We start from the raw sequence: 24,498 nt of genomic DNA on the forward strand, positions 1-24,498 counted from the left end.
GCACTAACCCATCACCAGATTCTGTGGATTGCCTGCCGCCCAGCGGTTGATGTTGTCCAGCGTGGTCTGGGCAATGGCATCCAGCGCCTCGCGGGTGAGGAAGGCCTGGTGGGCGGTGATGATCACGTTGGGGAAGGTCAGCAGGCGGGCCAGCACATCGTCCTGCAGTGGCAGGTCGGAGCGGTCCTCGAAGAACAGCTGGGCTTCTTCTTCGTAGACGTCCAGGCCCAGGTAGCCAAGCTGGCCGCTTTTCAGCGCGTCAATCAGCGCAGGGGTATCGACCAGCGCGCCGCGACCGGTGTTGACCAGCATGGCGCCGGGCTGCAACTGGGCCAGGCTTTGCGCATTGATCAGGTGGCGGGTGTGTTCGGTCAGCGGGCAGTGCAGGCTGATGATGCGGGCTTCGCGCAGCAGCTCGGGCAGGGGCAGGTAACGCGCGCCAAGGGCCAGCAGCTCTGGGTTGGGGTAGGGGTCGTAGGCCAGCAATTGGCAACCGAACCCTGCCATGATGCGGGCGAAGGCGGCGCCGATCTGGCCGGTGCCGACCACGCCCACGGTTTTGCCGTGCAGGTCGAAGCCGGTTAGCCCGTGCAGGGTGAAGTCACCTTCGCGGGTACGGTTGTAGGCTCTGTGCAGGCGCCGGTTGAGCGCCAGGATCAGCGCCACGGCGTGCTCGGCCACGGCGTGTGGCGAGTAGGCCGGCACGCGTACCACGGCCAGGCCCAGGCGCTGGGCGGCAGCCAGGTCTACGTGGTTGTAGCCGGCCGAGCGCAGGGCGATCAGCCGTGTGCCACCTGCGGCCAGGCGCTGCAGCACCGTGGCGTCGAGTTCGTCATTGATGAAGGCGCACACCACCTCAAAACCATCGGCCAGTGCGGCGGTGTCCAGGGTCAGGCGGGCGGGCTGGAAATGCAGCTCCAGCGACGTGCCGTTGGCAGCCTCGGTGAAGCTTTCTTGGTCGTAGTGCTGGCTGCTGAACAACAGGGCGCGCATGGTGGGGTTTCCTTTGTGGTGCATGTCTTGGGGTGGTGGTTGCCTGTATCAAGCCAGGCACTCAGGCGCTCAGCCGCGCCTGCGCAGCCAGCCGGCCGATCGCACTGTCCAGTTCATCCAGGGCCTGCTGCGCCTGCGGATTGTCCTGCTTCAACAACGTCTCGCTGCGCTGGCACGCTGCCCGCAACTGCGGCACGCCGCAATAGCGCGAGGCGCCGTTCAGACGGTGCACCTGCTCGATCAGCCCTTCGCGGTCATTGGCCTCGCGGGCAGCGCGTATGGCTTCGCGGTCGGCATCCAGCGAGGCCAGCAGCATGCTCAGCATGTCGGCCGCCAGGTCTGCCTTGCCAGCGGCCAGGCGCAGGCCCTCTTCCGGGTCGAGCACCTTCAGTTCATCGCCGTTGGCCGGCAACTCGGCCTGCGCCTGGTGCGGTGCACCGAGGCTCAGGCCGGTCCATTTCATCACCACCTGGGCCAGTTGCCGTTCGCTGATCGGTTTGGTCAGGTAGTCATCCATGCCGCCGTGCAGCAACGCGCGCTTTTCGTTGGCCATGGCATGGGCCGTGAGGGCGACGATCGGCAGCGGGTTGCCGCTTTGGGTGTTTTCCCACAGGCGGATCTGTTCGGTGCAGGCGCGGCCGTCCATGCCAGGCATCTGCACGTCCATCAGCACCAGGTCGAACGGCTCATCCTGCACGGCCTGTACCGCAGCATAACCATTGTCGACGGCCAGCACCTCAGCACCCAGGTCTTCGAGCAGGGTCTGCACCAGCAGCAGGTTGGCGGCATTGTCGTCGACGCAGAGTATTTTCGGCTGGCGCTGGCCGTTGACGTTGTTCACCTCGGCCAGCGGTCGACGCGGCTGCACCAGCTCCAGCAATAGGCGCCGCAGCTTGCGGGTGCAGGTGGGCTTGGACAGCAACTGGCCATGGCCGTTGGGCAGGTACGGGTGGTACAGCGCCTGCTCGGTGGTCGGGCACAGCACCACGCATTGGCAATGGTAACGCTCAAGCTGCTGGTGATAGTGGCCCAGTTGCTCGGGCGACAGGTTGCCCAGGTTGGCCCCGAGCACGGCGAACTCGAACGGCAGGCCGGCTTGGCTGGCGGCCTGCACCCCATGCAGCAATTGGTCGTAGGAGGCGAACAGGCTCACGCTGAGGCCGCAGTCTTCCAGCTGGTGCTCCAGCGCCTGGCGCGCCAGTTCGTGGCCATCGACAATGGCTGCGCGGCGGCCCAGTAGTGGCTGCAGCGGAAGCTCCTCGACATCGTCGTGAGCCTTGGGCAGGTTGAGGCTGATCCAGAACTGCGAACCTTCACCCGGAGTGCTGTCGACACCGATTTCGCCGCCCATCTGCTCGATCAGGCGCTTGGAAATCACCAGCCCCAGGCCAGTGCCACCCGGCTGCCGGGCCAGCGAGTTGTCGGCCTGGCTGAAGGCCTGGAACAGTGTGCGCACATCCTGCGGCGACAGGCCGATGCCGGTGTCCTGCACACTGATGCGCAGTTGCGCGTGGTCTTCGTGCTCGTCGTCGAGCATGGCGCGCACCACGATCGTGCCTTCGCGGGTGAACTTGATGGCGTTGCTGACCAGGTTGGTGAGGATCTGCTTGAGCCGCAACGGGTCGCCGATCAGCGAGGACGGCGTGTCGCGGTAGATCAGGCTGAGCAATTCCAACTGCTTGGCGTGGGCGGCCGGGGCAAGGATGGTCAGGGTGTCCTGGATCAGGTCGCGCAGGTTGAACGGAATGCTGTCGAGCACCAGCTTGCCGGCCTCGATCTTGGAGAAGTCGAGGATCTCGTTGATGATCCCCTGCAGGTTGTCGGCGGACTTCTCGATGGTGCTCAAGTAGTCCAGCTGGCGCGGCGTCATCTCGCTTTTTTGCAGCAAGTGGGTGAAGCCGAGGATGCCGTTGAGCGGGGTACGGATCTCGTGGCTCATGTTGGCCAGGAATTCTGACTTGATACGGCTGGCTTCAAGGGCTTCCTTGCGCGCCATATCAAGCTCGATGTTCTGGATTTCGATGGTTTCCAGGTTCTGGCGCACGTCCTCGGTGGCCTGATCGATGCTGTGCTGCAGTTCTTCGTGGGCGTTTTGCAGGGTTTCGGCCATGCGGTTGATACCGCGAGCCAGCTCGTCCAGCTCATGGCTGCCCATGGCCGGCAGGCGTTCTTCGAGGTGGCCGTCCTTGAGCTGGTTGACCGCGTGCTTGATGCGTTCGATGGGGTCGTTGATGGTGCGGCTCATGCGCAGCGCCAGCAGGCCGCTGAGGACCAGGCAGGCGAAGATCAGCAACAGGCTGGTGAACAGGTTGCGGTAGCCGCGCAGCAGCGTGCCGTCGTGCGACAGCTCGATCTCTACCCAGCCCAGCAGGCGCTCGGCTTCGGCCGGCACGGCATCGGTGGCCAGGTCGCGGTGGTGGCCGAACACCGGCATCAGGTAGCGGGTGGCGTCATTGCCACTGCGCTGCAGCAGTTGCGTGCCGGTCCCGCCGCTGGGTGGCAGGTTGAGCATGCTCGGGCCGGCGTGGGCCAGGCGCGTGCGGTCCGGGGCCAGGAAGGCGACGGCGCGCACATCGGCCTGCTCCAGGGTTTGTGCGGCAATGCGTTCCAGTTGCGCAGGCGCAAGCCGGGCCATGGCAGGTGCTGCCAGTGGCGCCAGTTGTTCGGCGATCATCTTGCCGCGCTGCAGCAACTGGGTGCGCAGGTCGTTCTGTTGCAGCCAGGTGAAGTAACTGCCCAGCACCAGGGCCATCAAGCCGGCCGGCAGCAGTGCCAGCAGCAGTACCCGGCTGCGAATTCCCAAACGATCGAGCACACTCGCCTCCTGTGATGTGCCTGGTAGCCGTCAGGTGGTGACGGTCAAGCCGCGAAGTTACTCCGCCTGCCGCACCATTGCACCTCTTTCAATAGCTGATTTGCAGCATTGCCGGGGCATTGGTCGCAGGGCGGTTGCCTGGCAGGCGGTGGATGCTCAATAATTGCACAATTGAGAATGCATGGCAGTTGCCAATGAATCCTGTAGCTATTCACAACTCCAATATCCTCGCCATCGAGGACGACCCGGTCCTGGGTGCCTATCTGCACGAAGAGCTGCAACGGGGTGGTTTTCAGGTCACCTGGTGCCGTAATGGCCTGGAGGGTTTGGAAACAGCGGGTCGCCAAATCTTCGATGTGGTGCTCATGGACATCCTGCTGCCGGGGCTCAATGGCCTGGATGCCCTGGCGCAATTGCGCAAGCGTAGCGCCACACCGGTGATCCTGATGTCGGCGCTGGGGGCCGAGGCCGACCGTATCAGCGGCTTTCAGCGAGGGGCCGACGATTACCTGCCCAAGCCGTTCAGCATGGCCGAGTTGCAGGTGCGCATCGAGGCGATTCTGCGCCGCGTGGCCCTTGAGCGGCGCTATCAAGCTCCATTGGAGCAGGCTGGCTGCGGTGAGCTGGAGTTCGATGAGGAGCTATGCGATGTGCGCCTGGATGGCCATCTGGCAGGCTTGACCCCCAGCGAGTTCCGGTTGTTGGACATCCTTAACCGCAACCTCGAAGAGGTCCTGAGCAAACCGTTTCTGTACCAGCAGGTGTTGCAGCGCGGCTATTCGCGGCATGACCGCAGCCTGGACATGCACGTCAGCCAGATCCGTCGCAAGCTCAAGGGTATCGGCTACCACGAACGACAGATACGCACCGTGTGGGGCAAGGGTTATGTGCTCAGCGCCGGCGAGGCGGAGTGAGCCATGCTGGATCGCCACTCGCTGTTCTGGAAACTCGCCATTTTGCTGGTGGGTTTCTGCCTGCTGATGATCGGCCTCAGTTACACCTGGGGCCGGCACATGGAAACCCAGAATGCCTTCCTATCGGAGCCGGCCCGGCAGGCATTGCGGGGCTACGCCGGCGAGGCTGAACAGGCCTGGCGCAGCGGTGGGCGGGCGGGGCTGGACCAGTGGGTGGCGGCGATGCATCAGCGTGAACGGGGCTGGGTGGGCGTGCTCGACATCAACCTGCGGCCGCTCGACAGCGCTACCCTCAACCCGCAGATCATGCAGCGGCTGACCCGCCTGCGCGGTGTCGACTGGCCGATGAGCCGGCGCAGCGTCGACCAGCCGTGGGTGCGCATACCCTTCCCGGGGGCGCCGGAGCAGGGCATGCTGGTGATCGAGCTGCCACAGCGGTTCAACCCGGACCAGTACCGCTTGCTGTGGCGCATTGTCACCAACGGCATCATCCCCGGTCTGTTCACCTTGTTGCTGTGCGTGGGCCTGTACCGGATGTTGATCGTGCCGCTGAACCAGCTGCGCGAGCAGGCCAATGCCTGGCGCGCCGATCAGCTGTCGGCACGCCTGGACTCGCGCACCATCGCCCGGCACGACGAGCTGGGCGAGCTGGCCCGTGCCTTCGACCAGATGGCCGAGCGGCTACAGGGCACGGTGGCCATGCAGCAGCAGTTGCTGCGCGACTTGTCCCACGAAATGCGCACGCCGCTGAGCCGGTTGCGGGTCGCTTGCGACGGCGAAACCGACCTGCAACGCCTGCGTGAGCGCCTGACCCGTGAGGTGGACTGCATGCAGCAGCTGGTGGAGGGCACCCTGCAGTTGGCCTGGCAGGACGCCGAACGTGCGCCGATGAACCTGGAACCGATCGAAGTGCACGCGCTTTGGGAGCTGCTGGCTGAGAATGCCTGCTATGAAAGCGGCTGGTCGCCTGCCCGCTTGCGCTGCGAAGTGCCGGCCGACTGCTGGGTGCAGGGCAACCTCAACCACCTGGCCCAGGCGCTGGAGAACATGCTGCGCAATGCCATCCGCCATTCACCGGCCGAGGGTGTCGTGCGGTTGGGCGGGCAGCGTGAGGGTAGCTATTGGTGGTTGTGGCTGGAGGATGAGGGCGGCGGGGTGGCCGAAGAAGACCTGGAGAGGATCTTCGCGCCGTTCTCGCGGCTGGATGGCTCGCGACCGGGGGATGGTGGTTTTGGCCTGGGGCTGAGCATTGCCCGCAGCGCCATCCAGCGCCAGGGTGGGACCTTGTGGGCGCAGAATGGCAAGCATGGGTTGCGGCTGTGGATGCGTTTGCCGTCACATGTATCGGCCTCTTCGCGGGTACCACATTTCACCTGAAGGCAGCCCAATCCCTGTGGGCGCGGGTTTACCCGCGAAAAGGCTGGCACAGGTCGCAGCTTATAGCTTATAGCTTGTAGCTATATGCACCACAGATTGCGTGATATGGCCACGGAGGGTTTGCCGGTATGATAGGCGCCCCTGCCGTCCGGATTGTGAAATACGCCATGACCTTGCAGTACCCAACCATCGCCGATTGCGTCGGCAATACGCCCCTGGTTCGCCTGCAGCGCATTGCTGGTGAAACCAGCAACACCCTCCTGCTCAAGCTCGAAGGTAACAATCCTGCCGGCTCGGTGAAGGACCGCCCGGCGCTGTCGATGATCACCCGCGCCGAACTGCGTGGGCAGATCAAGCCTGGCGACACCCTGATCGAAGCCACATCCGGTAACACCGGCATCGCCCTGGCGATGGCGGCGGCGATCAAGGGCTACAAGATGATCCTGATCATGCCCGACAACTCCACTGCCGAGCGCAAGGCCGCCATGACCGCCTATGGCGCCGAGCTGATCCTGGTGACCAAGGAGGAGGGCATGGAAGGCGCCCGCGACCTGGCCGAGAAGCTGCAGGCCGAAGGTCGTGGCCTGGTGCTCGATCAGTTCGCCAACGGCGACAACCCAATTGCCCACTACAACAGCACCGGGCCCGAGATCTGGCAGCAGACCCAGGGCAGCATTACCCATTTCGTCAGCTCCATGGGCACCACCGGCACCATCATGGGCTGCTCGCAGTACCTCAAGGAGCAAAACCCGGCGGTGCAGATCATCGGCCTGCAACCGATGGAAGGCTCGGCCATTCCAGGTATCCGCCGCTGGCCCGAGGAATACCTGCCAAAGATCTTCGACGCCACCCGCGTCGACCGTGTGGTCGACATGTCGCAGCAGGAAGCCGAAGACACCACCCGTCGCCTTGCCCGTGAAGAGGGCATTTTCTGCGGTGTGTCCTCCGGTGGTGCGGTCGCTGCCATGCTGCGCCTGTCCCGCGAAGTGGAAAATGCCGTGATGGTCGCGATCATCTGCGACCGTGGCGACCGTTACCTGTCCACCGGCCTGTTTGACCCGAGCTAAATGTCCAAGAAAAAAACCAACAGTGGCCTGCGCTTCCAGCCGACCGGCGGCAACCGCAGCGCCCAGATTCCCGTAGGCAAGAAACAACGCCTGGACATCGAGCGCCTGGCCGGTGACGGCCGTGGCATCGCGTTCCACGAAGGGCGCACTTGGTTCGTCAGTGGTGCCCTGGCCGGCGAGGCCGTGGAGGCGCGCGTGCTCAATGCCCGTGGCAAAGTGGTCGAGGCCCGCCTCGAGCGTTTGCTGCAGGCAAGCCCCGAGCGCCGTGAGGCGCCGTGCCGCTACTACGACCGCTGTGGTGGCTGCAACCTGCAGCATCTGCCGCACCAAGCGCAGCTGGCGCTCAAGCAGCGCACCCTGGCTGAGCAACTGCAGCGGGTAGCCGGCGTGCAGCCCGAGGAATGGGCCGCCCCCTTGAGCGGGCCGGAATTCGGCTACCGGCGCCGGGCTCGCGTGGCCGTACGCTGGGACATCAAGGCGCGTCAACTGGAGGTAGGCTTCCGTGCCGAAGCCAGCCAGGACATCATTGCCATCGATGATTGCGCTGTGCTGGTACAGCCCTTGCAGTCGATTCTGCGGCACTTGCCGACGGTGCTGCGCTCGTTGAACAAACCGCAGGCGCTAGGCCATGTGGAGCTATTCAGCGGCACTGCCGAGGCGGTGCTGGTGCGCCACGTGGCGCCGCTACCGGCCGAGGACCTGGCCAGGCTGCAGGCGTTCTGCGAGCAGGCCAATGCCCAGCTGTGGTTGCAAGGCGAAGGTGAGCCGGCACCCGTGGACCCGGCCGCGCAACTGGGCTTTGCCCTGGCGCCCTGGCAGCTGGAACTGGCCTGGCGCCCTGGCGACTTCGTGCAAGTGAATGCCCAGGTCAACACGGCCATGATCGAGCAGGCCTTGGCCTGGCTCGCACCACAGGCCGACGAGCGCGTGCTGGACCTGTTCTGTGGCCTGGGCAACTTCGCCCTGCCGCTGGCCCGCCAGGCGCGCGAGGTGGTGGCAGTAGAAGGTGTGCAGGCCATGGTCGATCGGGCAGCAGCCAATGCCCGGAACAACAATGTGCATAACGCACGGTTTTTTCAGGCCGATTTATCGCAGCCTTTGGCAGGCACCGGATGGGCCGCCGAGGGCTTTTCTGCGGTACTCTTGGATCCACCGCGCGACGGTGCTTTCGAGGTGGTGCAAGGCATCGCCCGCCTCAAGGCCAGCAGGCTGGTCTATGTATCGTGCAACCCGGCCACGCTGGCGCGAGACGCCCAGGTGCTGGTCGGTCAGGGGTACCGGTTAAAAAGGGCCGGGATTCTCGACATGTTTCCTCAGACGGCGCATGTCGAGGCCATGGCGTTATTCGAAGCGGGCTAGCTGACTGGCCCCTTGGTGCGGTTGCCATGGAATGGCGGCCGCACGGTGATCGCCAGCGCACCCGCGTGGTGCGCTGTATGGAAAGGTATAACAAAGATGGTACAGGTGAGAGTGCACCAGCCGGTCAACACTGACGGCAGTATCAATCTCGAAGCATGGTTGGACCATGTGGTAAGCGTCGATTCGGCACTGGATCGCGCAGCGCTGAAAGAAGCCTGCGAGTTTGCTCATGAAGTAGAGAAAAAGGGCAACCCGGCCAAGCATTCCTGGGCGGACGGTACGTCGAGCTTCCAGGCGGGCCTGGAAATCGCCGAAATTCTCGCCGATCTCAAGCTCGACCAGGATTCCCTGGTGGCAGCGGTCATCTACCGCTCGGTGCGCGAGGGCAAAGTTACCCTGGCCGAAGTCAGCCAGCGTTTTGGCCCGGTCGTGTCCAAGCTGATCGACGGCGTGCTGCGCATGGCCGCTATCAGTGCCAGCCTCAGCCCACGCCAGTCGCTGGTACTGGGCTCGCAGGCGCAGGTCGAGAACCTGCGCAAGATGCTCGTGGCCATGGTCGACGACGTGCGGGTGGCATTGATCAAGCTGGCCGAACGCACCTGCGCAATCCGTGCGGTCAAGGCCGCCGACGACGAAAAACGCCTGCGCGTCGCGCGTGAGGTGTTCGACATCTATGCACCGCTTGCGCACCGCCTGGGTATCGGCCACATCAAGTGGGAGCTGGAAGACCTGTCCTTCCGCTACCTCGAACCCGACCAGTACAAACAGATCGCCAAGCTGTTGCACGAGCGCCGGTTGGACCGCGAGCGCTTCATCAGCGACGTGATGAACCAACTGCAGAACGAGCTGCTGGCCACCGGTGTGAACGCCGACATCAGCGGCCGGGCGAAACATATCTATTCGATCTGGCGCAAGATGCAGCGCAAAGGCCTGGAATTCAGCCAGATCTACGACGTGCGTGCAGTGCGTGTGCTGGTGCCGGAAATTCGCGACTGCTACACCGCGTTGGGTATCGTGCATACCTTGTGGCGGCACATTCCCAAGGAGTTCGACGACTACATCGCCAACCCCAAGGAGAACGGCTACCGCTCGCTGCACACAGCGGTAATCGGCCCCGAGGGCAAGGTGCTGGAGGTGCAGATCCGTACCCACGGCATGCACGAAGAAGCCGAGCTTGGGGTGTGCGCCCACTGGCGCTACAAGGGCACCGACGTCAAGCCCAGCTCCAACCACTATGAAGAGAAGATCTCCTGGCTGCGTCAGGTGCTGGAATGGCATGAAGAGCTGGGCGACATCGGTGGCCTGGCCGAGCAGTTGCGGGTCGACATCGAGCCCGACCGGGTCTATGTGTTCACCCCTGACGGCCACGCCATCGACCTGCCCAAGGGCGCCACGCCACTGGACTTCGCCTACCGCGTGCATACCGAGATCGGCCACAACTGCCGGGGCGCGAAGATCAACGGCCGTATCGTGCCGCTGAACTACAGCCTGCAAACCGGCGAGCAGGTGGAGATCATCACCAGCAAGCATGGCAACCCCAGCCGTGACTGGTTGAACTCCAACCTGGGCTACGTCACCACCTCGCGAGCGCGGGCCAAGATCGTCCACTGGTTCAAGCTGCAGGCGCGCGACCAGAACGTCGCTGCCGGCAAGACCTTGCTCGAGCGCGAGCTCAGCCGCCTGGGCCTGCCGCAAGTGGACTTCGAACGCCTGGCCGAGAAGACCAACGTCAAGACCGCCGAGGACATGTTCGCCTCGCTCGGTGCTGGCGACCTGCGCCTGGCGCACCTGGTCAATGCCGCCCAGCAGTTGCTGGAGCCCGAGCGCATCGAGCAGATCGAGCTGGTGCCGCGCAAGCCAACCGGGCCTCGTACCGGCAAGCGTGGCGACATCCAGATCCAGGGTGTCGGCAACCTGCTGACGCAGATGGCTGGTTGCTGCCAGCCGCTGCCGGGCGATGCCATCGTCGGCTACATCACCCAGGGCCGTGGCGTGAGCATTCACCGCCAGGACTGCGCCTCGGTGCTGCAACTGGCAGGCAAGGAGCCGGAGCGCATGATCCAAGTGAGCTGGGGGCCGATCCCGGTGCAGACCTACCCGGTCGACATCGTCATCCGTGCCTACGACCGCCCGGGCCTGCTGCGCGACGTGTCGCAGGTGCTGTTGAACGAAAAGATCAACGTATTGGCGGTGAACACCCGCTCGAACAAGGAAGACAACACCGCGCTGATGTCGCTGACCATCGAGATTCCAGGCCTGGACGCGCTGGGTCGCCTGCTGGGGCGGATCTCGCAGCTGCCGAACATCATCGAGACGCGGCGTAATCGTACCCCTTGAGACTGCGTCGCCTGCTTCGCGGGTTCGCCCGCGAAGAAGCCACCGCCGAAGGACCTGTTTACATGACCTACACCCTCGAAGACCTGCTGCACCTCATGGCCCGTCTGCGCGACCCGCAGTACGGCTGCCCATGGGACCTGAAGCAGAACTACGCGAGTATTGTCCCGCACACCATCGAAGAAGCCTACGAGGTCGCTGACACCATCGAGCGGGGCGATTTCGAGCACCTGCAAGGTGAGCTGGGCGACTTGCTGTTCCAGGTGGTCTATTACAGCCAGCTGGCCCGGGAGGAGGGGCGTTTTGAGTTCGCGGGCGTGGTCGACAGCATCACCCGCAAGCTCATCCGCCGCCACCCGCATGTATTCCCCACCGGCGAGCTGTACGCGCCGGTGGATACCCCCAGCTTGAGCGAGGCCCAGGTCAAGTCGCGTTGGGAAGAAATCAAGGCCGAAGAGCGCGCGGAAAAAGCCCAGCCCGAACAGCTGTCGCTGCTCGACGACGTGCCGGCAGCCTTGCCGGCGCTGTCGCGGGCAGCCAAACTGCAAAAACGCGCGGCCACGGTCGGTTTCGATTGGCCGGCGGCATTGCCGGTGCTGGACAAAGTCCGTGAAGAGCTGGATGAGGTGCTGCAGGCCATGGCTGATGGCGATGCCGATGCCCTGGAAGATGAAGTGGGTGACTTGCTGTTCGCCGCGGTCAACCTGGCTCGCCACCTCAAGCACGACCCGGAAAACGCCCTGCGCCGCGCCAATCGCAAGTTCGAGCGACGCTTCCGTTTTATCGAACAGGCATTGCGCGACAGTGGCCGCCCCATTGAAGATTGTAACCTTGACGAGCTGGACGCCCTTTGGGGTGAGGCCAAACGTCAGGAAAAGAACCTGCCCAGCTGCGGCTGAGCTGTTGCATAAGTGAGTGAACATTCATGAGCCTTTCCCTTCGCGACCAATTGCTCAAAGCCGGTCTGGTCAACCAGAAACAGGTCTCGCAGACCAACAAAGCTGAAAAGAAACAGAAGCGCATGGAGCACAAAGGCCAGGTCGAAGTCGACGACAGCCAGCAGCGCATAGCCAAGGAAGCCATGGCCGAAAAGGTCAAGCGCGACCAGGAGCTGAATCGCCAGCAGCAGGAAAAGGCCGAGCAGAAGGCCCGTGCCGCGCAGGTCAAGCAACTGATCGAAGCCACCCGCCTGCCCAAGCTGAACACTGAGGACTACTACAACTTCGTCGACGACAAGAAGGTCAAGCGTATTGCGGTCAACGCCTTGATGCGAACCAAGCTGAGCAACGGCGCGCTTGCCGTGGTCGCCCATGCCGGCGGTTACGAGATCATTCCTCGTGAGGCGGCGGTGAAAATCCAGGAGCGCGACCCAAGCCGTATCCTGTTGCTCAATACCCATGTCGAGGAAGCGGACGAAGATGACCCGTACGCGGCCTACAAGATCCCTGATGATCTGATGTGGTAAAAACGAAAAACCCCGCCTTGGCGGGGTTTTCCATTTGAAGACTGGGTCATTGCGTGGTGCGCTGGTTTTCCAGGTCTTCCAGCTCTACACGGTATTGGTGTGCTTCATGCTCATTATGGAACATGCCCACCAGCTGGCCTTGTTGGTGCACATCCCAGATCCGCACGCCAGCGGCCAGGCCTTCGTGGGACATTTTCGATTCGTCGCGTTCGGTTACTTGGACAGTCATCGGTAAACTCCACTTCTTCAGATGGCTGCGACAGTGTGTCGCACACCCTCTTTATAGAGTTTGTTAGCAGGCTAAGTAAATAAAACGGGCATGAAACAAGTTTCATGAAAGCCAGAGCGCTCCCACAAGGGTTGCTTTCGGCCGGGCATGAAAAAGCCCCGCACTGGGCGGGGCTTCGGGTACAGCAGGCGGCGCTGGCTCAGTTACCCTTCACCGACTTGCCATCCACCGTGCCATCTTGCAGCACGATCACATATTCCTTGCCATCGGTTTCTACCTGGCGCAGTTGCACCAGCAGGTAGTCCCAGTTCTTGGCGAACCACAGCTCGGTGATGCGCTTGCTCTGGCTTGGATCACGCACACGCTCGACCTTGACCGCATCGACCTGGCCGGTCTTGGTTGTGACCTTTTCGGTGCCCAGCACGCGGAAGTCGTAGGTGTCGATCTCGTCACCGTCAACCACCTGGTAAGTCATGCTCTTCTTGCCGGCGGCCACGTCATGCTGCAGGGCCAGCTGGTAGGACGACTTGTCCAGCACGCCGCGGTTCAGCGGCAGGCTCACGGCATCGCCACGGTCGCTGCCGGTGACCTTCTTGGCGCTCCAGTCGAAGTTCAGGTCGACCTTCTTGGCCTTGCCCAGGCCGCCGCGCTCGAAGTGATACTTCTGCGGCAGTAGGGTGTCGTTTTCCAGGCGCAGGGTGCTTTGCTCGGTCAGGCTGGCGATCATCATGGAGGCCTTGAAATTAAGGTCCCAGGTACCGTTGGCATTTTTGACCAGGCTGCGCTCGGCGGTACCGCTCATGGGCAGCTGCTTCCAGTCGGCGGTGTAGCTGGCCGAGAAGGGCTTCAGATCAGCTGCCTGGAGGGGCAGGGCGAGCACGGCGAGAGCCAAGAGCAGGGCGCGACGCATAAATTCTCCTAGGATCGAATCAAGTGACCGCTGGCCGCCAGTGGCTGGCCGTCCAGTAATGCGCCCTGTTCGCCAAGACGCAAGCGCCCTTCAGCGAACCAGCGCACCGCCAGCGGGTAGATCAGGTGTTCCTGACGGTGTACCCGTTGGGCCAGGCTTTCGACGGTGTCGTCAGACGCCACCGGTACCACAGCCTGTACGACCAGTGGGCCGCCATCGAGTTCCTCAGTCACGAAGTGTACGCTGCAGCCATGCTCGGCGTCGCCTGCTTCCAGCGCCCGGCGGTGGGTATGCAGGCCCTTGTACTTGGGCAGCAACGACGGGTGGATGTTGAGCAGGCGGCCCTGATAGTGGCGCACGAAGCCGCCGCTGAGGATGCGCATGAAGCCGGCCAGCACCACCAGGTCCGGCGCAAAGCCGTCGATGCGCGCCATCAAGGCGGCATCGAAAGCTTCACGGCCGTCGAACTGGGTGTGGTCAAGCACGGCACCTTCGATGCCCGCTGCCGTGGCGCGTTGCAGGCCGTAGGCATCGGCGCGGTTGGAAACCACCGCACGGATGCGCACCGGGCTGTCCTGGCCTTGGCAGCTGTCGATCAGGGCTTGCAGGTTGCTGCCGGAGCCCGACAGCAGTACCACTACATTGCAGGTCTTGCTCGGCATCAGTGTGCCTTGAGGTTCTGCAGCTCGACCTGGGCGGCGCCTTCGGCGGCTTCGGCGATGTGGCCGATCACCCATGGCTGTTCACCGGCGGCGCGCAGTTCGTTCAGGGCCGCTTCGACCTGGTCCTGGGCGACGCAGATGACCATGCCCACGCCGCAGTTCAGCACACGGTGCATTTCGTGCTCGTCGACGTTGCCTTTTTCCTGCAGGAAGTCGAATACCGCAGGGCGCTGCCAGCTGGCCACGTCAACCACGGCCTGGGCGTTTTTCGGCAGCACGCGCGGGATGTTGTCCAACAGGCCGCCACCGGTGATGTGGGCCATGGCCTTGACTGCGCCAGTGTTCTTGATCAGTTGCAGCAGCGGCTTGACGTAGATGCGGGTCGGCGCCATCAGCAGGTCGGTCAGCGGCTTGCCGTCCAGCTGGGTGTTTTCGATGTCGGTAGCCGACACTTCGAGGATCTTGCGGATCAGCGAGTAGCCGTTGGAGTGCGGGCCCGAGGACGGCAGAGCGATCAGTGCGTCGCCAGTGGCAACCTTGGAGCCATCGATGATTTCGGCCTTTTCCACCACGCCGACGCAGAAACCGGCCAGGTCGTAGTCTTCGCCTTCGTACATGCCAGGCATTTCGGCGGTTTCACCACCGACCAGCGAGCAGCCGGCCAGTTCGCAACCGGCGCCAATGCCGGTGACCACGGTGGCAGCCACGTCAACGTTCAGCTTGCCAGTGGCGTAGTAGTCCAGGAAGAACAGCGGCTCGGCGCCGCATACCACCAGGTCGTTGACGCACATGGCGACCAGGTCCTGGCCAATGCTGTCGTGCTTGTTCAGGTTCAATGCCAGGCGCAGCTTGGTGCCGACGCCGTCGGTGCCGGAGACCAGCACCGGCTGCTTGTAGCCAGCCGGGATCTCGCAAAGGGCGCCGAAGCCACCCAGGCCACCCATGACTTCAGGGCGTGCGGTGCGTTTTGCCACGCCCTTGATGCGTTCGACCAGTGCTTCGCCGGCGTCGATGTCTACACCGGCGTCCTTGTAGCTCAGGGAGGGTTGCTTGCTCATTGATCCAGGCCTTTAGGAGGGAGGGATTCTTAAAAACGACCATGACGGCCAAGGCCGGCGGGTAAGCGGCGGCTGCCTGAAACGTCAGTGGTCTGTGAAGGCGCGCGATTTTATCAGGGTTGCCGGGCAGCGGCCATCCTCAGGCCGACGGGCAGGGCGGTAAATTGTTGAAAAAGGGCCGAGGGTGGTTGATGCGGTTGCATGTGTATAAGCTGCAAGTAGCGAGCTTCATGCTCGACTGGACAGGAATCCTCCATGCGTTTGTTCAATATTCTGGCAGCCGGTTGCCTGGCGCTGATCTCGGCCACAGCCGTGGCTGAAAATGTCTCAGGCCTTTATCAGGTACGCGAGCCGGTGACCGGGCAGGGTGCCGAAGCCCGTACAGCAGCCACCGTCAACGCCCTCGACACGCTGGCGCTACGCCTGACCGGCGATCCAAAGGCCGTACAAAGCCCGGCATTGGCCGAGCTGCGTAAGGACCCACAGCAAATCATCAATCAAGTGGGCAGCGAAGCCGGCCCGCCCGAGTCGGTGGTGGTCGAGTTCGACCCCGGCAGCACCGAGCGTGCTTTGCGCAAGGCTGGCCTGGCCCTGTGGGGCAGTAACCGGCCCTCGATCCTGGGGTGGTGGCTGAACGACAGCGTCGAAGGCAGCAACCTGGTCGGTGATGGCCAGGCGACTGCCCAGCCCCTGCGTCGCGCCGCCCAGCACCGTGGCCTGCCGTTGCGCTTGCCGCTGGGCGACCTGCAGGAGCAACTGGTCGCCAATGCCAAGCAGATCGAAGGCAGCGATCCGGCGCCGCTGCGCGAAGCCTCAGAACGCTATGGCGCCGATGCATTGCTGGCGGTACATGCCCAGGAGGCCGACGGCAAGTGGCAGGCTAAGTGGCGGCTGTGGCTGGGCGACCAGCGTGAGCAGGGGAGTGCCGAGGGCGCGGACCAGGCAGCTCTTGCCGATGCGGTGATGCTGGCGGTAAGCAGCCGCCTGGCGCCGCGCTACGTCACCCGGCCGGGCGCCAGCAGCCAAATGCAAGTGCAAGTGCAGGGCATGAACCTGCATCGCTACGCCGAGCTGGCCCGTGTACTGGAGCCGTATGGCCCTCGTTTGCAAATGGCCGAAGGCACTACCCTGACCTACGGGGTGACTGGCAATCGTGAGCAGCTGCGCGCCCAGCTTGGCCTGGCCAAGCTGCAGGAAATGCCGGCAGAGCAGGCGCCGGTAGTGCCTGCTACGCCAGCGCCAGCCGCCGATGCCGTCGCCGGGCAGCCCGCGCCCGCGCAGCCTGCGCCCAAGCCGTTCGACGGCCTGCGTTTTCGCTGGTAAGGGGAGCACACCGTGACCGACATGCGTCGCTGGATCTGGCTGGGTGCCGCCCTGCTTATCGCTGTGCTGCTTTATAGCCTGCACAATATTCTTACCCCGTTCCTGGTCGGCATTCTGCTGGCCTACCTGGCCGACCCTCTGGTCGATCGCCTCGAACGCCTGGGCCTGTCGCGCACTTGGGGCGTGGTGGTGGTGTTCGGCCTGTTCACCCTGGTGCTGCTGGCCTTGCTGCTGGTGCTGGTGCCGATGCTTGCCAAGCAGTTGGTGCGTCTGTACGAGTTGGCGCCGCAGATGCTCGACTGGCTCGAACAGGTGGCGCTGCCTTGGGCGCAGAGCCGTCTGGGCCTGGCCGATGGCTTCTGGAAGTTCGACAAGATCAAGGCCGCCATCGGTGCGCACATGGGCCAGACCACCGATATCGTTGGCATGTTGTTGTCCCACGCGACCGCTTCGAGCCTGGCGTTGATGGCCTGGCTGGCCAATATGGTGCTGATCCCGGTAGTGGGCTTCTATCTGCTGCGCGATTGGGACCTGATGATGGGCAAGCTGCGCGGCCTGCTGCCGCGCCAGCGTGAGCCGCAAGTGATGGGCCTGGCGGGCGAGTGTCATGAAGTGCTGGGGGCATTCGTGCGCGGGCAACTGATGGTAATGCTGGCCCTGGGCATCATCTATTCGGCCGGGCTTATGCTGGTGGGGCTCGAACTGGGCCTACTGATCGGCATGCTCGCCGGCCTTGCTGCCATCGTGCCGTACATGGGCTTCATCATTGGCATTGGTGCCGCGCTGGTGGCTGGCCTGTTCCAGTTCGGCGGCGACCTGTACCCGATGCTGGGCATCGTTGCGGTGTTCATGGTCGGGCAGGCGCTGGAGGGCATGGTGCTGACCCCGCTACTGGTGGGGGACCGCATTGGCCTGCACCCGGTAGCCGTTATCTTCGCCATCCTGGCCGGTGGTGAGCTGTTCGGCTTTACCGGGGTGCTGCTGGCCTTGCCGGTGGCGGCGGTGATCATGGTGTTGCTGCGGCATATGCATGACCTGTACAAGGAGTCGGACATGTACGCGGGAGATATCGATCCTGACTTGTAACGGTGGGGCTGCCGTGCTGCCCGCCCGGTACATGGCAGCCTCTGCAACGGTTGAAAGTAGTGCAACTTGTTGATTTTGCTTGCGCTATCTGCAGCCGAGATTGTGCGCCCCGCGTTGCAGGTATAGACTTTGCACATTGTTCACCAAAGGCCCCCTGCGGTCCTGTAGACCGCCCGCGAGCATGAAACCACCGATCCAGTTGCCCCTGGGTGTGCGCCTGCGCGATGACGCCACCTTCATCAACTACTATCCGGGCGCCAATGCTGCGGCATTGGGTTACGTCGAGCGGCTATGCGAAGCCGACGCCGGCTGGACCGAGAGCCTTATCTACCTGTGGGGCAAGCAGGGTGTTGGCCGTTCCCACCTGTTGCAGGCCGCCACTCATCGCTTCCAGCAACGGGGCGAACCCGCTGTCTACCTGCCACTGGCGCAACTGCTCGATCGTGGCGTAGGTTTGCTCGACTACCTGGCCCAATACGAACTGGTGTGCATCGACGATCTGCACGTGATCGCCGGCAAGGCTGACTGGGAAGAAGCCATGTTCCACCTGTTCAACCGCCTGCGCGACAGTGGCCGGCGCTTGCTGCTGGCTGCCTCGGCATCACCGCGTGAACTGCCGGTGAAGCTGCCGGACCTGAAGTCGCGGCTGACCCTGGCCCTGGTATTCCAGATGCGTGGCCTGTCCGACGAAGACAAGCTGCGGGCCCTGCAACTGCGTGCTTCGCGCCGTGGTCTGCACCTCACCGACGAAGTCGGTCACTTCATCCTCACCCGCGGTGCGCGCAGCATGAGTGCGCTGTTCGACCTGCTCGAACGCCTCGACCAGGCTTCGCTGCAGGCGCAACGCAAGCTCACCATCCCATTCCTGAAAGAAACCCTGGGCTGGTAACCCCTTGAAAACGCTGGGCCAGAGCGGCAAAACAAAAAAGTCACATCTTTTTCGATAAAATTTGCAAATGGCCATGATAGAGGGCATAGTTTCACCCTTCTAAAGGATTACAGACACGGTCGTGCCCATGCTGAAGCGCTTCGCACCCCTCGTGCCACTCGCACTCGTGACCCTGCTTTTTGGCTGCGCGGCCCAAGGCCCAGCGTCTCATTCAGAGCCTCAGGATCACACCCCGATCGCCGCACAATCGGCAATCAAGGCCAAAGCCTCGTCCTCGTCGGTATTCGGCGAGCCGGAGGAGCTGGCCACTGAAGATGACCTGGAGTCGTTCTCCAGCAGCAAGCCTTACCAGCTGCCAGTGCTGGCTGACAGCATTCTCGAGCGCGGCATGTCGCTGATCGGCACCCGCTACCGCTTCGGTGGTACCTCGGAAAAGTCCGGCTTCGACTGCAGTGGCTTCATCGGCTACCTGTTCCGCGAAGAGGCGGGCATGACCCTGCCGCGCTCCACGCGTGAAATGATCAACGTCGATGCCCCGAAAGTGGCCCGCAACAAGCTCAAGCCAGGTGACCTGCTGTTCTTCAGCACCAATGGCCGCGGTCGCGTAAGCCATGCTGGCATCTACTTGGGTGACAACCAGTTCATCCACTCCAGCAGCCGCCGCAGCGGCGGTGTGCGCATCGACAGCCTCGGTGACCGCTACTGGAGCAAGACCTTCATCGAAGCCAAGCGAGCCTTGGCCATGGCGCCGACCAACATCGCGCGCAACTGATGGCAAAATGATGTACCCTGCCGCGGCGGCGATGCTTTGAAAAAAGCTCGCCGCCGTGCGCATTTACAGAAAGCGTCTAATCTAAATTCTCAACTCTTTTCGGCTGCGGCGCAGCGGTCTCAGACAGGATGTTCTGGCCATGGTAAAGATGGCGCGCTTCGCATTTCTCTCCCTGGCGGCATTACTCGCTGCCTGCTCCAGCCGTGCGCCTGCGCCGGCCCCTGTGGTACAGCCGCAGGTCACCTACAGCCAACCCAACCCTTCGCCGATTGCCGATGACGTGTTGATTCGCGCCATTGGGCTGGTGGGTACGCCTTATCGTTGGGGTGGCAATACACCGGATTCCGGTTTCGACTGCAGCGGCCTGATCAAATATGTGTACCGTGATGCTGCCGGCATCAGCCTGCCGCGTTCCACGCGAGAAATGATCGTCATGCGCGCGCCGACGGTTGACGCCAAGTCGCTGCAGTCCGGTGATCTGGTGTTCTTCGCCACCAGTGGTGGCTCGCAGGTCAGCCATGCCGGCATTTATGTTGGGGAAGGGCGCTTCGTGCATGCCCCTTCCACCGGCGGTACCGTGCGCCTGGACTACCTGTCCAACAGCTACTGGGCCAAAGCCTACCTGCAGGCCAAGCGTGTGATCCCGCAAGGGCACCTCGCACAGAACCCCTGACAGCGCTTGGGGTGTGGCGTTGCAGGAGCCGCTGAGCGCGGTTCCTGCAGCGCAGGTTTTGTCCAGCCTTGCAGGTCTGGCCACCGCGTCACGCTTCGTGGCAGTGCACACCTACCGCTGATTCATGCCATGGCAAGACGATGATGCCTTCTTTGGGTGTCATCTGGAGTGGGTCATGAGCAAGATCGAAGAACAAACCCGTCATAGCCTTGAATTGGCTGATGCCGTGATCCCCTTGATCCGGCTGGTCGATGAAGTGCTGCACGCTTACCCTGATCCCTACCTGCTAGCGAGCAGGCACGCAGAGCAGATTGTGTTCAAACACACTGGCAAGCGTGTGGATCCGCGGTTCGTCTGGTGGCACCAGTTCAATACCGAGAGTTCCAGCAGCCGCAGTTTCACGGGGTGGCAGCACAGAGGGCCGCCACAGAAGTCGCTGGTGCTTACCGAGCTGGTAGTAGAGCGGTTCGATGACTACTTTCAGGATGCTGTAGATGAGCTGGACCTGCGCGGCGGCTTCTATTGGCAGGGGCCTCACGCGGCTTTTTACGACGAGCGTAATGAAGTCCGCATGCTGGGTAGCGCGGTGCAGCAGGACTTGTGGGCACTGGATTTCGCATCACTCTACCGCGGAGAGGTCGAGCGTTTTTGGGCGGCTCACGAGAAGAGTTTTCGAGTACTGGCCAAAGTCAACCTGCTGGGTGAAGGAAGGCTTGCGCTGACTTGCCAGCGGATCTCGCAGTCGGACTGGCGACATCTGTGCGCCATGGTAAGCGAGACGCTTTCGGGCGTAGAGCTGCCCACCCTGCAGAAGTTGCGTCAGGACAATGACGAGCCTCCGCTCACGGTCGTTCGCTACGTGTTTGGCGAGGGAGACAGGGGCTGCCTGTTCACCTTCCACGCACAGGGTGGAAGGGTATTGGCGTACTTGCCTTGGCACGCTGAGGCGCTCAGGGCATTCGATTCCGAGCTGGAAATGGTCCGCTGGCTTGTGACGCGATGGCAAACGCCGCAGGCATTGGACAGCTTTATCGCGCAAGGGCATGGCAACCGGCACGATGCCGCCAGGCAGCAGTTGATCAAGGTGCACCTAAAAGGCATCGCTGACAGCCGTTCGGATGAGGCGGCGTTGATCGCGCTCAAGCTGTTCGAGCGTCCGCTCAATGGCAACTTCTTCACCTGCATCATAGAGCAGGCGCTCGACGAGATGCGCCGTAATGCGCAACTGATGCGTGATAACACAAGTTTGCGCAAGGCAATGCTCAGCGGTTATCTGTCAGCATTCATCGGCGTCTTCGGCGGCTTCGTTCCTTTGGGGTGGCCGATATCCCTGATGTTGCTCGGGGCGGGTGTGGCGAAGGTCGCCCTGGATATTGATGAAGCCCTTAACGCGACAGACGCGCAATCGCGCATGAGTGCACTGCGTTCTGCAGTGCTCGACAGCGTGTTCGCAAGTTTCAACTTGTTGGATGTAACGACACAGCCAAGTCTGGGGAGTGTTTTGCGCCAGGCACCACCCCATGAAGTTGGTGTCGAGCTAGAGGTCTGGCAAGCCGATAGCAGTGCCACACGCTTAGTGGAGGGCGAGGAGACCAACGCGCTGGTGAGTGGTGAGTTGGGCGCGAGTGGACGCCTGCGTGGTGTTCGCATGACTGACGATGGCAAGTGCTGGATTACATTGAATGGTCTCACTTACCGGGTGCGATACAGTCATGAACTGGCCGTCTGGTTAGTGGTGCCCGTAAACAATCCCTATGCCTTCGTCCCGCTTAGGCCCGTGCGCTTGAACGCGGCGGGTGAGTGGGAGCTGCTGGGGCCTCCTCGGTTGCTGGGCGGCAGCCCTCCGGCGGTGGAAGGCATGCCAAGTGTTCCCTCGCCGTTCTGGGATACCTACACAGCCATTGATGACGCGTCGAGCACGCGGCTGGCCGAGCAGTCTCTACAGCGCCAGAAAGCATTGCTGGAGAAGTGGCCTGTCGCCGAGCTGCCTAATGGGCGGGCACCAGACCTGGACGAGCGTGGGCTGGATTGCGTCAAGGTTGATGGCTTGCCTCGCTATTCCTACCGCTACGGCCATGAGTACTTCAATTCGCTGGTCGAGTGGTACACCAGCAACGAGTCCACCGTGAACGATGTCATGCGCACCGGACGGTACCAGTACGGCGATGAAGACAGTTATATCAATGATCTGGCCGATAGCCTGGGGCGGCTACCCAAGAGCAACGAGGTCACGTTGTATCGCGGTGGGCACCGCTCGCGTGGTACCGGTGGCGAGTTCTATCGAAACGGCCATTTGCGGGTGGGTGATGTGCTGGTCAATACCGACCTGACTTCGTTCACCGAAAACCCGTACAAGGTTACCGAGTTCGCCTGCTTGCCCTTCGCCGGGGCGCCGGGCAGTTTGCCTGGGCTGTTCGACGACAGTTCGGTGGTGTTCGAGCTGGTGGCTGGGCGATATAGGGGGGCAACACCGATCAGCGCGTTTTCTATCTTCTGGCAGGAGGGTGAATCACTGATGCTACCGGGTAACTACTTGCGCATCGAGGGCCTGGAGCAGGTGTATGGTGAGCATTATCGCTTTATCAAGGTGACGTTGGCCCAAACCGGCAAGCCTGTTTCCGGCCCGGTGTATGACTTGCGTACGGGGCTACTGTTCGATGTGGCCGCTTATCGGGCGCAGTTCCGTACGCCTGCGCTGGCGCAACGTTTTTTCCCAGCCTGATATCGGGTTTGTCATTCGGGACTGCTGTTTGGCCTGGTTTGAGCAGCAGTGCCCTGGTTCAATCGGGCCCTGGCGGTCATGCTTACTCGCCAGACTACATTGCCGACATCGTCGGCCACCAGTACACCACTGCGGCCATCATTGATCACGCCCACCGGTCGCCCCATCGCATTGTCCTCTCTATCCAGAAACCCGGTCAGCAGGTCGATGGGGGGGGCTGCAGGTTTGCCTGAGTGGTCGAATGGCACGAATATCACCTTGTAGCCACTGTGTGGTTTGCGGTTCCACGAACCATGCTGGCCTATCAGTGCGCCTTGTTCAAAGGGTGCTGGCAGTACGCCAGGCTCTATGAATGCCAGCCCTAGCGATGCGGTGTGCGGGCCGACGGCATAATCCGGTGTCAGTGCCTGGGCTACCTTCTGCGGGGCCTGTGGCTGCACTCGCTCGTCTACGTGTTGCCCGTAGTAGCTGTAGGGCCAGCCATAGAAACCACCTTCTTTGACGGATGTGATGTAGTCCGGCACCAGATCGCTGCCGATTTCGTCCCGTTCGTTGACCGCCGTCCACAAGGCGCCGCTGCGAGGCTCCCAGGCCATTCCGTTGGGGTTGCGCAGGCCGGTGGCGAACAGCCGATGATTGCCGCTTGCCGGGTCCACTTCCCAGATCGCGGCACGCGACTGTTCTTTGTCCAGGCCGTTTTCACCCACATTGCTGTTCGAGCCAACCGTCACATAAAGCTTTTGGCCGTTGGGGCTAGCGATTACATTCTTGGTCCAGTGATGGTTCAGCGGCCCGCCGGGCAACTCGGTAACCAGGTAACCCTTTTCGGTGATCTGCATGGCGCCTGGTTCATAGTGAAAGCGCAGCAGCCTGTCGGTGTCGGCAACATATAGATTCTTGCCTACCAGCGTCATGCCGAAGGGGGAGTTGAGCCCCTCGATGAACGGGGTGCGGATTTCTGCCACACCATCATGGTCTGCATCGCGCAGCAGGGTGATGCGGTTGGCGCTGGGGGCGGTCGCACCGGCGCGCTTCATCGCCTTGCCCATGGCCCAGCCGCGAATACCCTTGCCATCTTCGGGCTTTGGGGGCGCGTTGGTTTCGGCTACCAGCACATCGCCGTTGGGCAGCAAGTAGAGCCAGCGTGGGTGGTCGAGGCCGCTGGCGAAAGCGGTGACCTGAGTGCCTGGTGCTGCGGTGGGCTTGCCGCCCTTTGGCCAGCCGACTGCGGGGGCGATGTTCACGGTGGGGATCAATGTCGTGACGGGGGCAGGCAACTCGGGTGTTGGCCCGCTGCCCTCGCTTACGTTCAACAGGGCCGTTTCGCCGCAGCCTGCCAGGCTGGCGGCGACTAACCAAGGCAACAGGCGGTTCATGGGCAGCGTCCTCTGAAGCAGGCCTATGGGATTGAGAGGGCGCGAGGGCGCGCAGGGTTCCGTCCCTTGGTCTTGCTCTTGCTTCGGCTTTTGCTTCAAAGCGCGCGATAGTCCAGGCGACGCAGATTGCGACTTCAGCGTTCAGCCTCCTGAAGTCGCGAAGATCAAGATAAAGATCAAGAGCATAAATAGCTGCAACACCCGCTTCGATTGACGCTCCCGGTGCAACCCTCTAACCTTCGCGCGTGTTTCAGGTGCCCTGCCAGCTTCGACTGGGCAGGGTGAAACTGGGAAGCCGGTGGGCGCCTGCATGGCGCGAATCCGGCGCTGCCCCCGCAACGGTAAGTGAGCAGAAGGCCGCGCAAGGCCACTGGATGCCAGCATCCGGGAAGGCGCGCAGGCCAGGGCCTAACGCCCACTCACAAGCCCGGAGACCGGCCTGTTACTGCCAACGGCATCACGGAGGGTGATGCG

The 24,498-nt window shown here is 62.7% G+C and carries 20 protein-coding genes and 1 riboswitch; of the genes, 13 read left to right on the forward strand and 7 right to left on the reverse strand.

The features are described 5' to 3' along the window. Window positions 1-3 precede the first annotated feature (3 nt). Both AB5975_16265 and AB5975_16270 read right to left on the reverse strand, forming a co-directional pair. On the reverse strand, window positions 4-993 hold the full coding sequence (locus tag AB5975_16265) for a 2-hydroxyacid dehydrogenase (protein ID XDR18238.1): 990 nt from the start codon (window positions 991-993) through the stop codon (window positions 4-6). A gap of 61 nt (window positions 994-1,054) precedes the next feature. Beyond that, on the reverse strand, window positions 1,055-3,808 hold the full coding sequence (locus AB5975_16270; GenBank protein ID XDR18239.1) for a response regulator: 2,754 nt from the start codon (window positions 3,806-3,808) through the stop codon (window positions 1,055-1,057). 194 nt (window positions 3,809-4,002) lie between these two features. On the opposite strand from AB5975_16270, the gene AB5975_16275 reads away from it, so the two are divergent. The 7 genes from AB5975_16275 to AB5975_16305 all read left to right on the forward strand — a co-directional run bounded on the left by AB5975_16275 (window position 4,003) and on the right by AB5975_16305 (window position 12,324). Continuing rightward, window positions 4,003-4,722, forward strand: a complete 720-nt coding sequence (locus AB5975_16275; GenBank protein ID XDR18240.1) for a response regulator transcription factor — start codon at window positions 4,003-4,005, stop codon at window positions 4,720-4,722. Window positions 4,723-4,725: 3 nt separating this feature from the next. Then, the gene (locus AB5975_16280; GenBank protein ID XDR18241.1) at window positions 4,726-6,099 is read left to right on the forward strand and encodes a sensor histidine kinase; all 1,374 of its coding nucleotides are present in this window, start codon (window positions 4,726-4,728) and stop codon (window positions 6,097-6,099) included. 167 nt (window positions 6,100-6,266) lie between these two features. Then, complete coding sequence (gene cysM, locus AB5975_16285; GenBank protein XDR18242.1) at window positions 6,267-7,166, forward strand: cysteine synthase CysM; 900 nt, start codon at window positions 6,267-6,269, stop codon at window positions 7,164-7,166. Next, window positions 7,167-8,525: a 23S rRNA (uracil(1939)-C(5))-methyltransferase RlmD gene (rlmD, locus tag AB5975_16290; protein XDR18243.1), complete on the forward strand. Its 1,359-nt coding sequence runs from the start codon at window positions 7,167-7,169 to the stop codon at window positions 8,523-8,525. It begins immediately after the preceding gene. A gap of 96 nt (window positions 8,526-8,621) precedes the next feature. Continuing rightward, on the forward strand, window positions 8,622-10,862 hold the full coding sequence (gene relA / locus AB5975_16295) for a GTP diphosphokinase (GenBank protein XDR18244.1): 2,241 nt from the start codon (window positions 8,622-8,624) through the stop codon (window positions 10,860-10,862). A gap of 62 nt (window positions 10,863-10,924) precedes the next feature. Beyond that, window positions 10,925-11,758 carry a nucleoside triphosphate pyrophosphohydrolase gene (mazG, locus tag AB5975_16300; protein ID XDR18245.1) on the forward strand — a complete coding sequence of 278 codons (834 nt, stop codon included), beginning with the start codon at window positions 10,925-10,927 and terminating at the stop codon, window positions 11,756-11,758. Between the two features lie 26 nt (window positions 11,759-11,784). Further along, the gene (locus tag AB5975_16305) at window positions 11,785-12,324 is read left to right on the forward strand and encodes a DUF2058 domain-containing protein (protein ID XDR18246.1); all 540 of its coding nucleotides are present in this window, start codon (window positions 11,785-11,787) and stop codon (window positions 12,322-12,324) included. A gap of 46 nt (window positions 12,325-12,370) precedes the next feature. Here the strand turns inward: AB5975_16305 and AB5975_16310 are convergent, their stop codons facing one another. From AB5975_16310 to purM, 4 genes are all read right to left on the reverse strand, one after another. After that, window positions 12,371-12,553, reverse strand: coding sequence for a hypothetical protein (locus tag AB5975_16310; protein XDR18247.1), 183 nt, complete (start codon window positions 12,551-12,553; stop codon window positions 12,371-12,373). Window positions 12,554-12,752: 199 nt separating this feature from the next. Beyond that, complete coding sequence (locus tag AB5975_16315; protein XDR18248.1) at window positions 12,753-13,463, reverse strand: DUF3108 domain-containing protein; 711 nt, start codon at window positions 13,461-13,463, stop codon at window positions 12,753-12,755. A gap of 8 nt (window positions 13,464-13,471) precedes the next feature. Beyond that, a complete protein-coding gene (gene purN, locus AB5975_16320; protein XDR18249.1) occupies window positions 13,472-14,125 on the reverse strand; it encodes a phosphoribosylglycinamide formyltransferase in 654 nt (217 codons plus the stop codon). Continuing rightward, a complete protein-coding gene (purM, locus tag AB5975_16325; GenBank protein XDR18250.1) occupies window positions 14,125-15,183 on the reverse strand; it encodes a phosphoribosylformylglycinamidine cyclo-ligase in 1,059 nt (352 codons plus the stop codon). The genes purN and purM overlap by 1 nt, the downstream gene beginning before the upstream one ends. 255 nt (window positions 15,184-15,438) lie before the next feature. Between purM and AB5975_16330 the strand changes: the two genes are divergently transcribed. The 6 genes from AB5975_16330 to AB5975_16355 all read left to right on the forward strand — a co-directional run bounded on the left by AB5975_16330 (window position 15,439) and on the right by AB5975_16355 (window position 22,648). Then, on the forward strand, window positions 15,439-16,506 hold the full coding sequence (locus AB5975_16330; protein XDR18251.1) for a DUF2066 domain-containing protein: 1,068 nt from the start codon (window positions 15,439-15,441) through the stop codon (window positions 16,504-16,506). 12 nt (window positions 16,507-16,518) lie between these two features. Continuing rightward, on the forward strand, window positions 16,519-17,592 hold the full coding sequence (locus tag AB5975_16335) for an AI-2E family transporter (GenBank protein ID XDR18252.1): 1,074 nt from the start codon (window positions 16,519-16,521) through the stop codon (window positions 17,590-17,592). A 181-nt stretch (window positions 17,593-17,773) separates the two neighbouring features. Next, complete coding sequence (hda, locus tag AB5975_16340) at window positions 17,774-18,481, forward strand: DnaA regulatory inactivator Hda (GenBank protein XDR18253.1); 708 nt, start codon at window positions 17,774-17,776, stop codon at window positions 18,479-18,481. Window positions 18,482-18,608: 127 nt separating this feature from the next. Beyond that, the gene (locus AB5975_16345) at window positions 18,609-19,253 is read left to right on the forward strand and encodes a C40 family peptidase (GenBank protein XDR18254.1); all 645 of its coding nucleotides are present in this window, start codon (window positions 18,609-18,611) and stop codon (window positions 19,251-19,253) included. Between the two features lie 139 nt (window positions 19,254-19,392). Continuing rightward, on the forward strand, window positions 19,393-19,926 hold the full coding sequence (locus tag AB5975_16350; GenBank protein XDR18255.1) for a C40 family peptidase: 534 nt from the start codon (window positions 19,393-19,395) through the stop codon (window positions 19,924-19,926). A gap of 175 nt (window positions 19,927-20,101) precedes the next feature. Next, entirely contained in the window at window positions 20,102-22,648 is a 2,547-nt protein-coding gene (locus tag AB5975_16355; GenBank protein XDR18256.1) for a DUF6543 domain-containing protein, read from the forward strand. An 11-nt stretch (window positions 22,649-22,659) separates the two neighbouring features. Here the strand turns inward: AB5975_16355 and AB5975_16360 are convergent, their stop codons facing one another. Beyond that, complete coding sequence (locus AB5975_16360) at window positions 22,660-24,024, reverse strand: sorbosone dehydrogenase family protein (protein XDR18257.1); 1,365 nt, start codon at window positions 24,022-24,024, stop codon at window positions 22,660-22,662. Window positions 24,025-24,259: 235 nt separating this feature from the next. Further along, a riboswitch (cobalamin riboswitch) is annotated at window positions 24,260-24,482 on the forward strand. The last annotated feature ends 16 nt before the right edge of the window (window positions 24,483-24,498 follow it).

It is taken from the genome of Pseudomonas putida (assembly GCA_041071465.1).
Classification (GTDB): domain Bacteria; phylum Pseudomonadota; class Gammaproteobacteria; order Pseudomonadales; family Pseudomonadaceae; genus Aquipseudomonas; species Aquipseudomonas putida_P.

Bases quoted from the DNA above. Each gene is read 5' to 3' on its own strand.
- AB5975_16350 (XDR18255.1), top strand. From the start codon at position 19,393: ATGGTAAAGATGGCGCGCTTCGCATTTCTCTCCCTGGCGGCATTACTC.
- purM (XDR18250.1), bottom strand. From the start codon at position 15,183: ATGAGCAAGCAACCCTCCCTGAGCTACAAGGACGCCGGTGTAGACATC.
- AB5975_16305 (XDR18246.1), top strand. From the start codon at position 11,785: ATGAGCCTTTCCCTTCGCGACCAATTGCTCAAAGCCGGTCTGGTCAAC.
- AB5975_16355 (XDR18256.1), top strand. From the start codon at position 20,102: ATGAGCAAGATCGAAGAACAAACCCGTCATAGCCTTGAATTGGCTGAT.
- AB5975_16310 (XDR18247.1), bottom strand. From the start codon at position 12,553: ATGACTGTCCAAGTAACCGAACGCGACGAATCGAAAATGTCCCACGAA.
- hda (XDR18253.1), top strand. From the start codon at position 17,774: ATGAAACCACCGATCCAGTTGCCCCTGGGTGTGCGCCTGCGCGATGAC.
- AB5975_16345 (XDR18254.1), top strand. From the start codon at position 18,609: ATGCTGAAGCGCTTCGCACCCCTCGTGCCACTCGCACTCGTGACCCTG.
- mazG (XDR18245.1), top strand. From the start codon at position 10,925: ATGACCTACACCCTCGAAGACCTGCTGCACCTCATGGCCCGTCTGCGC.
- AB5975_16330 (XDR18251.1), top strand. From the start codon at position 15,439: ATGCGTTTGTTCAATATTCTGGCAGCCGGTTGCCTGGCGCTGATCTCG.
- purN (XDR18249.1), bottom strand. From the start codon at position 14,125: ATGCCGAGCAAGACCTGCAATGTAGTGGTACTGCTGTCGGGCTCCGGC.
- rlmD (XDR18243.1), top strand. From the start codon at position 7,167: ATGTCCAAGAAAAAAACCAACAGTGGCCTGCGCTTCCAGCCGACCGGC.
- relA (XDR18244.1), top strand. From the start codon at position 8,622: ATGGTACAGGTGAGAGTGCACCAGCCGGTCAACACTGACGGCAGTATC.
- AB5975_16360 (XDR18257.1), bottom strand. From the start codon at position 24,024: ATGAACCGCCTGTTGCCTTGGTTAGTCGCCGCCAGCCTGGCAGGCTGC.
- AB5975_16265 (XDR18238.1), bottom strand. From the start codon at position 993: ATGCGCGCCCTGTTGTTCAGCAGCCAGCACTACGACCAAGAAAGCTTC.
- AB5975_16315 (XDR18248.1), bottom strand. From the start codon at position 13,463: ATGCGTCGCGCCCTGCTCTTGGCTCTCGCCGTGCTCGCCCTGCCCCTC.
- cysM (XDR18242.1), top strand. From the start codon at position 6,267: ATGACCTTGCAGTACCCAACCATCGCCGATTGCGTCGGCAATACGCCC.
- AB5975_16280 (XDR18241.1), top strand. From the start codon at position 4,726: ATGCTGGATCGCCACTCGCTGTTCTGGAAACTCGCCATTTTGCTGGTG.
- AB5975_16275 (XDR18240.1), top strand. From the start codon at position 4,003: ATGAATCCTGTAGCTATTCACAACTCCAATATCCTCGCCATCGAGGAC.